The organism is Microbacterium sp. (assembly GCF_030149085.1).
GTDB lineage: Bacteria > Actinomycetota > Actinomycetes > Actinomycetales > Microbacteriaceae > Microbacterium.
This window is the reverse complement of the sequence record NZ_JASBSF010000068.1, coordinates 1-8,852: the sequence shown is the minus strand read 5'-3', so window position 1 is coordinate 8,852 and position 8,852 is coordinate 1. Positions and strand designations below refer to the sequence as shown.

The window sequence follows — 8,852 nt, the reverse complement described above, 5'->3', positions numbered from 1 at the left end:
CCGTTCGCGCTCCTCGAGCACATTGGGGCAGATGCGGCGGGCGCGGTACAGATCCTTCCGCCCGCTGAACTCGCGAGCGACGCGCGCGCCGAACAGAGCGCGCGGCCGGTCACCGAGGATGAGGTGGCTCGGATGCTCGACCAGGTGGTTACCGAGTACACCGACGGCGTCGCTGTCGGGGATGGTGCTGGGCGCTTCAGCATCGCCGGCGCGCAACCGAAGATCGCGTTGTTCCGGATGCCGGATGGCCGCTGGGCGGTTCCTGAGGGAAGCCAACCGACCACGCACATCCTCAAGCCGGTCGTCGGTACCTTCCGCCGCATCGACGTGGTTGAGCAACTCACTCTGCGCGCAGCGGCTCATCTTGGGTGTGATGTCGCAACCGCGCGGCTTGGCCGTGTCGGCCACTGGAACGTCTTGATCAGCGAGAGATACGACCGCGAGTGGACGGATGGGCGGTGGCATCGCCTCCACCAAGAGGACATGTGCCAGGCACTCAGCGTGCCGCCGTCAAAGAAGTACCAGCAACGCGACGGCGGACCGGGCGTGGCCAGCATCGCTCAGCTCATCGGTTCCCTGCCGCTCGTCGCGGATCGCGAGGCGACCGGCGCCGCGTTCTTCCGCGCGTTCGTCTTCAACGTGGTGGCGGGGTGCACGGATGCTCACGCCAAGAACTACTCCCTCATGCTGAGGGGCCGCTCGGTGCGGCTCGCGCCACTCTACGATCTGCTGACGTACGCCGCGTACTGGGATGGCTCCGCGATCATCAGCAGCGCCATGAGCGTGGAGAGCGAGTACGCACTCGACCGAATCTCTGTGGCAGGTCTCGTCCGCACGGGGTCGCGATTCGGTGTACCCCCGAACGATGCATCCTCAGTCGTTGACGAGATCAGATCGGGTCTCGTCGACGCTTTCGAGGCTGCTCGAGCCAGCATGGCCGATTTCGATCTCGACCCCGACGTTGTCGCGGTGATGGATGCCGCATTGGCAGGCGTTCGCCGCCTCCCCCTCGTCAGCGTTCGGTGAGCGAGCGAAGCGAGACGAAACGCCCCCAGGTACCCTCGATTCATGCCGATCGAGATCCTCACCGTCTGTACCGGCAACATCGTCCGCTCTCCCCTGTCGGAGCTGTACCTGCGTCTCCTTCTGGCCGATCTGCCGGTCGAGGTGGCGAGCGCCGGGACGCAGCCGCGTCCGGGCGAGGCAATGACCGAGCACGCGTGCGAGATCGCGGCTGAGCTCGGCATCCCGGCGGCAGAGATCGAGGCTCATCAGGCGAAGCGTCTTTCCGAGCCGGTGCTCGCCGGTCGCGACCTGGTGCTGGCGATGACGCGCGCGCACCGCAAGGCCGTGGTCGAACTCGACCCGTCGCTGTTGCGCAAGGCGTTCACGATCCTCGAGTTCGCTCGCCTGTCACGGCACGTGACGGATGCCGAGATCCACGAGGCTGCGACGGATGCCGGCAACGACCCGCGAGCGCGGTTCCAGGCTGCCCTCGCGCGGGTGCTCAGCGTGCGCGGCACGGTCGACGCTCCGGGGGATCCGTCCGAGGATGACGTTCTCGACCCGGCCGGCCGCAGCTGGAACACCTACGAAACCTCGATGAGCCAGCTCCTCCCGGCCGTGGAGGAAGTGGCTCGCGTCATCCGCAGCGCTCTCGTCTCGCGTCGCGCAATCGCCGAGCTGATGCCGCCCGCGCCCGGCGACTCGCTGTCGCCGCAGCTGCACGCGCTGCGCGACGACGAGCGTTTCTGAGATGGCGGTCTATCTCGATACCTCGACGGCTTCGTGACCTACGCCTGCCGCCGAGCCGAAGCGCTCACCGTTCTCGGGATACCTGTCATACAGCCCGCCTCCCGGCCTGAGTAACGCGCGCCCGCGGATCCGCGATTATGCAGGCGCGACAGCTCAGGTCAGGCCCCGAGCAGTGCCGCGGGGATCACTGCAATCCCGTCCGATCGCCGGTAGGCGAACTCGCCCGTGGTGATCACGGCCGCATCCGCCAACTGTGACCCGAGGCGGTCACGAAGCCAGCGCAGGTGCCGTACGTCGGAATCGTCGACCGAAGCCGAGAGCTTGACCTCGAAGGCCACAACGCGTCGTCCTCGCTGCACGATGAAGTCGACTTCCCGGTCGCCATTGCGGGTGCGAAAGTGACCGAGCCGCGCCTCAGCGTGGGATGCGTACGCGTGGAGGCTGAGCGCGACCAGCGCTTCAAAGAGTCGTCCCAGAAGCGGCCCGTAGCTGGGCCCGAAAGATTCCGAGATTCCCGGCCCGTCGCCGTCGAATCCGAGGAGTTCGTCGGAGTCGAGTTCGAGCAAACGGCACACGAGCGCGGGGTCGGCGAGGAAGTGCTTGGGCGCTTGCGCAAGACGTCCGAGTTCGTTCCCTCGCGGAACCCACGGCTCCACCGCATCCAGCAGCCAGAGCGACGAGAGCACGTCTCGGTAGGCGATCGCAGTCGTCTTGGCGGGTTTCGCACCCTCGGCTGGCGTGGCCGCCTCGAGCACTGTCGCATAGCTTGCCGTCGTCGCGGTCGCGGCGGCGTATGCACGCATCCACCGTCGCAGAGTGTCGGGGGCCCGCACGACGTGACCCTGTTGGGCGAATTCCCGGTGGATCACGTTGTCGATGTAGGCGTCGAGTTGCAGTCGTTGGCCCCGCGGGGTGAGTGTTCTGATACCTGGAAAGCCGGATGCCGTGATCTCACGCACATAGTCCACGAAGCCCAGACCGCTCACGCCCTCCACTGACGCTTGGCTCGACAGCAGGTCGCCGAGCGATACAGTCACCGACCCGGGGAATCGTTCGGCGAGCGAGAGCGGCCGCATACGAAGCGGAACGATCCGGCCGGCCCCCGAGTGAACAGCCGCTCCGGGCGGATGCGCGCTCCCGGTGAGGATGACACTTCCGGTCGGCGCGCCGTCGTCCACCCATCGGCGAGCAACGTCCCACGCCTGGGGTGATCGCTGCCATTCATCGATGAGCAGCGGCGACGCGAGTGACCTGATGCGGTTGGGGTCGGCTTCGAACGCCTGGCGTTGCGAGTCATCGTCCAACCGGATGACGCTCTCGGCTTGTCGAGTGGCCGCCGCCGTCTTTCCGACTCCCTTCGGACCCTCGACGGCTACCGCTGCCACCTCACCGAGCGCAGCGGTCAGCTGCTGATCCATCAACCGAGGAAGGTAGCCATCCACGCGGCTAAACTACCATCCGCAGCATCCTTACGCTACCGATAGCATCGCTTTCACGCCACCAAACGCAGAGCCGGGCGCGACTCTTCTCGCGTCTGACTAATACCGATCGGCGGTTCAGTCGACGAGGCTGCGGATGTCGTCGGCAGAGAGCCCGCCGCCGATGGCGTCGCCGTCGGTGTCGAGCACGCGGTCGAACAGTTGGGCTTTGGTGGTCTTGAGTGCCATGACTTTTTCTTCGATGGTTCCCTTCGAGACGAGCCGGTAGACGATGACGGGCCGGGTCTGACCGATTCGGTGGGCGCGGTCGATGGCCTGCGCCTCGACGGCCGGGTTCCACCACGGGTCGAGCAGGATGACGTAATCGGCCTCGACGAGGTTGAGCCCGACACCGCCCGCCTTGAGCGAGACAAAGAACGCTGGCGCGTCGCCAGTGCGGAACTGGTCGATGACGGCAGCGCGGTTGGTCGTTGAGCCGTCGAGGTAGAGCGAGGCGATCCCGGCATCCGTCGCAGCATCCCGCGCGCGGCCGAGGAAGCGGGTGAATTGGCTGAGCACGAGGGCGCGGTGTCCTTCGGCGGCTGCTTCGCGAAGCAGCTCGATGAGGGCGTCGAGCTTCGCCGAGGGCGCTTCGCCTTCGTCGACCAGGTCGGGCGAGAGCGAGAGTTGGCGAAGCAGGGTGAGCGAGCGGAAGATCTGGAACCGGTTCGCGTCGACGTCGTCGACCAGACCGAGCACCTTCTGGCGCTCACGCGCGAGCCTGCGGTCGTAGAGCCGCCGGTGGGTCGGGTGCAGATCGAGCACGAGTTGCTGCTCTTGCTTGGGAGGCAGTTCCGATGCGACGAGCTCTTTGGTGCGGCGCAGCAGGAAGGGACGGATGCGGCGCTGCAGCGTCCGCAGCCGTTCGTTGTCGCGTTCTCGTTCGATGGGTGTGCGGTAGTACTCGGTGAAGCTGCGGCGCCCTCCCAGCAAACCCGGGCACGCGAGCGAGACGAGCGCCCACAGCTCGAGCAGGTTGTTCTCGAGCGGAGTGCCGGTGATGACGAGCGTGAAGGGGGCGTCCAGCATCCGGGCGCATTTGTAGCCCTGCGACGACGGGTTCTTGATCTGTTGAGCCTCGTCGAGAATGAGCCCCTGCCAGTCCAGGGTCGCGTAAGCGTCGAACTCGAGACGGAACAGCGCGTAGCTGGTCACGACGACGTGCGCCCCGGCGACCTCGTCGGCCAGTGCCGTGCCGCGCTTGTTTCCCATTGCGCTGATCGCAGCGACGCGCAGCTCGGGCGCGAATCGCGCGCACTCGGCAGCCCAGTTGCCGACGACGCTGGTGGGGGCGACGATGAGAAACGGCGGATGCTGCTGGTCGCCCGTCTCAAGCGCATCGAGTCGTGCTTTCTCGATCATCGCGATGGTCTGCAGGGTCTTACCCAGGCCCATGTCGTCGGCGAGCACCCCGCCGAGTTGGTGAGTGCGCAGGAAGTGCAGCCAGGAGTACCCTGTGCGCTGGTAGTCGCGCAGCTCGGCGCGCAGCGTCGGTGGCGCATCAATGGGGGTGAGCTGATCGTGGTCGCTGAGCCCACGCACCCGCATCCACCATTCGATCTCCTGGCGCGCGACGACGCCCAGCTCGACGAGCTCTTCCCAGAGGTCGGCTTGGTAGCGACTGACCTGCACCGAGGTGACGGGGCGGTCCGAGAGGGCACTGGCTTCGGCGATGATCTCGCGCAGGCGCTGCAGCTCGGGCGTATCGAGCGAGAAGTAGGTGCCGCTCGGCAGGACGAGGATCGGCTCGTTCTCGCTGAGTGCCCGGAACAGGGCAGCGAAGTCGACGTCCTCACCCTCGATGCGCACCTGCACGCTCAGGTCGAACCAGTCGTTGGTTCCGGGCTGGGCGGTGACCGAGACATCCGGCGCCTGCGATGCGGCACGGAAGCTGGGGGCCTCGACGTCTTCGACGACCCGCACGGTCTCGAGCGAGCGCAGGCCGGGCAGCACTTCGGCGACGAACAGCACAGCAGCCGCGCCGCGCAGGGTTTGGTCGGGCGGCACCATCGCAGCATCCGGCCGCTCCCCCGGCAGGACGATGGAGGCGTGAGCACCTGCAGTGCTGCGAACGGAATCGAGGATGCCGGCCTCGCGCACGCGATCGGGACGGATGCTGCCGCCGAGCCGGTCCCATCGCCAGGTGAGGTGGGCAAGCCCGTCGCCGTGGTCGACGCGCAATTCGAGCACGGTGCTCGGCGGTGCCGGCACCGTGTAGCTGGCATCGGGCGATACGACCGGCGCGATCGCCTGCAGCCGTGGCAGATAGTCGCTCTCGAAGCGCTCCCTGCTCGCCGTGTCGACCGAGATGGGCTTGTCGGCGGCGATCAGGTCGCGCATCGGCCCGGTGAGCGGCGGATCGAGGGGGTGCAGCACGATGCGTTCTTCGGCGGTGCCGGCTGCGGTGACCCGACCCACGGCGATCGGAGGATTACCGACGGTCACGAGCGGCTCCGACGCTTCACTTCCCCCGTCGGAACCGGCGTCCCCGCCGGCATCGGCATCCTCGTCGTCTCGCACCGGCACCAGCTCGCCGCGCACCGCGAGTCGCTTGCGGTTCTCGGTGACCGAGATCCGCGGGGTCAGCGGCTCCCCGTCGAGCCGCACCGGATGCTGCGCCTTGCCCGGTGAGACGAGCGCGACCCCCGCCGCCTCGAGATCGGTCAACAGCGACCAGAGCGTCCGCGAGGGCAGCCGGTCGAGCTGCATCCATTCATCGTCGCGATAGGTGTAGCCCCACGAGTTCGCGGCAGGGTCGAGAACGTCGAGCTCGATCAGCAGCGCGAGTGCCGCGGGATCCGCCTGCAGCCCGTCGAGGTGCCCCCAGCGGGCCTTGCCCTTGATCCATGCGCCTCGCGCGCCGCGCATCCCGGGCCGGGCCGCGAGCCTCGGCTGCTGCGGGACCCTGCTCCAGCGCGTCGCGCGCGGTGTCTGCAGGGTGATGAACAGGCACAGTTCCACGGCGGCTGCATCGGATGCCGGCAGCAGCCCATCGAGCGAGCGTTGCCACGGTGGAGTGCTGTCTCGCGGCGGGAATGACTGGCCTTTCGGCCCTCTCGCGCCCGAGTCCGTCCCGGCATCCGAGACGGCGAGCAGCACGGCAGCGACGTGCGCGCAGTGCGGGGCATGCTCGCAACTGCAGTAGGCGCTCATCGACCCGCGCGCAGGCTCGATGACGACCGAGACCACCATGACGTCATCGCCCCCGTGGCCGCGATCGCGCACGACGGCATCGACCGACGTGCGCGTGTTGTCGGCATCCAGGTCGACGATCGTGACCCGCCCTGCCGCGTTCAGCGTCCAGCCGCGGTCGTAGTTCGCGCCCCCGAGAGATTGGGCAACCTCATGCCAGTAGTCCACGAAACCATCGTTGCAGCCGCCGCCGACATCTCGCACTCGGTCGACGCCGGTCCAACGGCAGCCGAGTTCTTCGGCGCGCTGTGGAGGAACCGCTCCTCATCGTCCTGCGTGCAGCACAGCGGATGCCGTACGCCAGCGTGTCGCGAGCCTAGGAGTCCAGCGCGCGCTTGATGAGAGCCGACACGTCGCGGTCGAGGTTGTCGATCCGGTGCTCGAGCGCGCTGAAGCGCACGTCGACCGCAGCGAACCGCGCATTCATCTCCCCCTGCAGCCCGTCGATACGCCCGCTCAGCGCGTCGATTCGCCCGTTGACCTCACCGCCCAGTGCGTCGATCCGCCCAGAGAGCTCGCCCCGCAATCCGTGGATCGCGGCAGTCGTCGTGCGATTGGTGAGTGTGACGATCACCGTCGTGCCTCCCAGCATGACAGTCGTGAGCGCGGCGATGTAGAGCCAGTTCTGTGGGTCCACGAGCGAGATCACCCCTTCATTGTGCGACGGATGCGGCAAGCCTGCCACCTCGTGGGCCTCAGCGCGCACGTGTCGTCACGGGTGTGGAGACCCGCGCCGTTCGCACGAATGGGGAGGCGGATCGAGGCGGATCACTCGTCGCGAGAGGTATCACCTGACGCGGGCGCGAGACGCGGTGCGAGGCCAGCGGCGAGCGCGTAGACCCGATCGTCAAGCTTCGACACGCGGTCTTCGAGCCGTGAGAGACGCTCGTCGAGACGGTTCAGGTCAGTCTTGAACTCAGCCTTCAGGTCGGTCAGCTCGGCCTTCACCTCCGCGCGGGTGCGACGCGCCGACGCCGTCACGGTTGTCGCGAGGCCCACGATGCCGACAGCGAGTGCAACGATCACGCCCAGTGTGTCTATGCCCACGGTGACCTCCATGTTCTCCAGTGTGCGCCTCATAGGCCCACGTATCTAGAACCGTAGGCGAGCGCGCACCCCGCGAAACACGAGAACGGGCGGGGACCATACCAACGCTCACCGTCGTCCGATGGGGAGGAACCGGGGCGGTGACGTCAGTAGTGGTCTCGTGCTTGGAGGATCACGATGTGGTCGTCGGTGACGTAATAGACGAGTCGATTCTTCTCGTCGATCCGCCGAGACCAGGAGCCCGACAGCACGTGGCGGAGCTGCTCGGGTTTGCCGACGCCGTCGAACGGATCGCGAAGGACTGCGGCGATCAGCGTGTTGATCCGCTTCAGCGTCTTGCGATCCTGCGTCTGCCAGTACAGGTAGTCCTCCCACCCGTTCGGGTCGAAGACAAGCGCGCGGGTCACGGATCGACGAGGTCGTGCTGCTCGAATTCGCCGCGACGCGCGCGCTCGACCGCCTCGAGCAGCCGCTCGGCGTTAGCGGGATTTCGAAGAAGGTACGCGGTTTCGGTGAGAGCGTCGTAATCGTCTTTAGACATGATCACGGCGTTGCCCCGGCGGGAGACGACCTCCACCGTCGTGTGATCGTCGTTGACCTGCTGGATGAGTCCGAACAGGCTCTTTCGCGCTTCGGTCGCCGTGATCGCGGACACGGGAACACCTCCGAGTGAGTAGTACGTAAAACGGTACCACTCTGGAGATTGGCCTGGCGTCGGGAGCGACGAACGCAGATTACTCGTCGCACGGAGCCTCGCGCGCGGGCGCAAGTCGCGGCGCGAGACCCGCCGCGAGCACATAGACCCGGTCATCAAGCCGAGACACCCGGTCGTCAAGCCGAGACACCCGGTCGTCAAGCTGCGAAAGTCGGTCGTCGAGGCGAGAGATCTCCGTCGCGAACTCGGCCTTCAGCTCGACGCGAGTGCGTCGCGCAGACGCCGTCACGGTCGTCGCCAGCCCGACGATGCCCACAGCGAGCGCAACGAGCACGGCGAGTGTGTCCATCCCCACGACGACCTCCATGTTCTCCAGTGTGCGCCGGATCAGCGCGCGTATCCATGGATGAGTTCGAGTTCGGCGCGCAGGTGGTGTGGATCAGGAACATCCATCGGTACCGCAGCCAGGATGCCTGCGACGATCGCGGCCTTCGGTTCGAGGCTCGAGGGGTAGGCGACATCGATCGCGCGACGCACCAGAGAAGCGACGGAGACGCCCCGCTGGGCAGCGATTCGTCCAAGCCTTTCACGCTGCTCGGTCTCAATGAGCACCTGAAGCCGCTCGGTCTTCATGCCCATACTGTAGTCGGCGCATGTATCCGGACGTCGGGGCGTTCAGGCGAGGGCTGGTCTGCCGCGCTGCGGGCGCGCCTCCACTTCCCGCG

The 8,852-nt window shown here is 67.0% G+C and carries 10 protein-coding genes; 2 read left to right on the top strand and 8 right to left on the bottom strand.

Features of this window, described 5'->3' with window-relative positions; all coding sequences use genetic code 11:
- On the top strand, positions 1 to 1,026 hold a 1,026-nt coding region (locus Q1V87_RS02845; protein ID WP_300590778.1), incomplete at its 5' end, for a HipA domain-containing protein.
- 42 nt (positions 1,027 to 1,068) lie between these two features.
- Positions 1,069 to 1,755 (top strand): low molecular weight phosphatase family protein, encoded by a 687-nt coding sequence (locus Q1V87_RS02840; RefSeq protein ID WP_300590777.1) that lies wholly within the window; start codon positions 1,069 to 1,071, stop codon positions 1,753 to 1,755.
- Between the two features lie 158 nt (positions 1,756 to 1,913).
- Here Q1V87_RS02840 and Q1V87_RS02835 read toward each other — a convergent pair whose 3' ends face one another.
- From Q1V87_RS02835 to Q1V87_RS02800, 8 genes are all read right to left on the bottom strand, one after another.
- Positions 1,914 to 3,197, bottom strand: coding sequence for a DUF4143 domain-containing protein (locus Q1V87_RS02835; RefSeq protein WP_300590776.1), 1,284 nt, complete (start codon positions 3,195 to 3,197; stop codon positions 1,914 to 1,916).
- A 114-nt stretch (positions 3,198 to 3,311) separates the two neighbouring features.
- Positions 3,312 to 6,593 carry a DEAD/DEAH box helicase gene (locus Q1V87_RS02830; RefSeq protein ID WP_300590775.1) on the bottom strand — a complete coding sequence of 1,094 codons (3,282 nt, stop codon included), beginning with the start codon at positions 6,591 to 6,593 and terminating at the stop codon, positions 3,312 to 3,314.
- A gap of 148 nt (positions 6,594 to 6,741) precedes the next feature.
- Positions 6,742 to 7,074 (bottom strand): hypothetical protein, encoded by a 333-nt coding sequence (locus Q1V87_RS02825; protein ID WP_195693039.1) that lies wholly within the window; start codon positions 7,072 to 7,074, stop codon positions 6,742 to 6,744.
- A gap of 119 nt (positions 7,075 to 7,193) precedes the next feature.
- A complete protein-coding gene (locus Q1V87_RS02820) occupies positions 7,194 to 7,484 on the bottom strand; it encodes a DUF4148 domain-containing protein (protein WP_300590774.1) in 291 nt (96 codons plus the stop codon).
- A gap of 134 nt (positions 7,485 to 7,618) precedes the next feature.
- Positions 7,619 to 7,879 carry a Txe/YoeB family addiction module toxin gene (locus Q1V87_RS02815; RefSeq protein ID WP_195693037.1) on the bottom strand — a complete coding sequence of 87 codons (261 nt, stop codon included), beginning with the start codon at positions 7,877 to 7,879 and terminating at the stop codon, positions 7,619 to 7,621.
- Positions 7,876 to 8,127 carry a type II toxin-antitoxin system Phd/YefM family antitoxin gene (locus tag Q1V87_RS02810; RefSeq protein ID WP_229382258.1) on the bottom strand — a complete coding sequence of 84 codons (252 nt, stop codon included), beginning with the start codon at positions 8,125 to 8,127 and terminating at the stop codon, positions 7,876 to 7,878. Before Q1V87_RS02810 ends, Q1V87_RS02815 begins: the two co-directional genes overlap by 4 nt.
- A 79-nt stretch (positions 8,128 to 8,206) precedes the next feature.
- Complete coding sequence (locus tag Q1V87_RS02805; RefSeq protein WP_300590773.1) at positions 8,207 to 8,494, bottom strand: hypothetical protein; 288 nt, start codon at positions 8,492 to 8,494, stop codon at positions 8,207 to 8,209.
- Between the two features lie 20 nt (positions 8,495 to 8,514).
- Positions 8,515 to 8,760, bottom strand: coding sequence for a hypothetical protein (locus Q1V87_RS02800; protein ID WP_292734225.1), 246 nt, complete (start codon positions 8,758 to 8,760; stop codon positions 8,515 to 8,517).
- Positions 8,761 to 8,852 lie beyond the last annotated feature (92 nt).

What these genes read in the sequence shown, in the direction of transcription:
- Q1V87_RS02840 (WP_300590777.1), top strand. Translation starts at nt 1,069, where the DNA reads ATGCCGATCGAGATCCTCACCGTCTGTACCGGCAACATCGTCCGCTCT.
- Q1V87_RS02820 (WP_300590774.1), bottom strand. Translation starts at nt 7,484, where the DNA reads ATGGAGGTCACCGTGGGCATAGACACACTGGGCGTGATCGTTGCACTC.
- Q1V87_RS02805 (WP_300590773.1), bottom strand. Translation starts at nt 8,494, where the DNA reads ATGGAGGTCGTCGTGGGGATGGACACACTCGCCGTGCTCGTTGCGCTC.
- Q1V87_RS02800 (WP_292734225.1), bottom strand. Translation starts at nt 8,760, where the DNA reads ATGAAGACCGAGCGGCTTCAGGTGCTCATTGAGACCGAGCAGCGTGAA.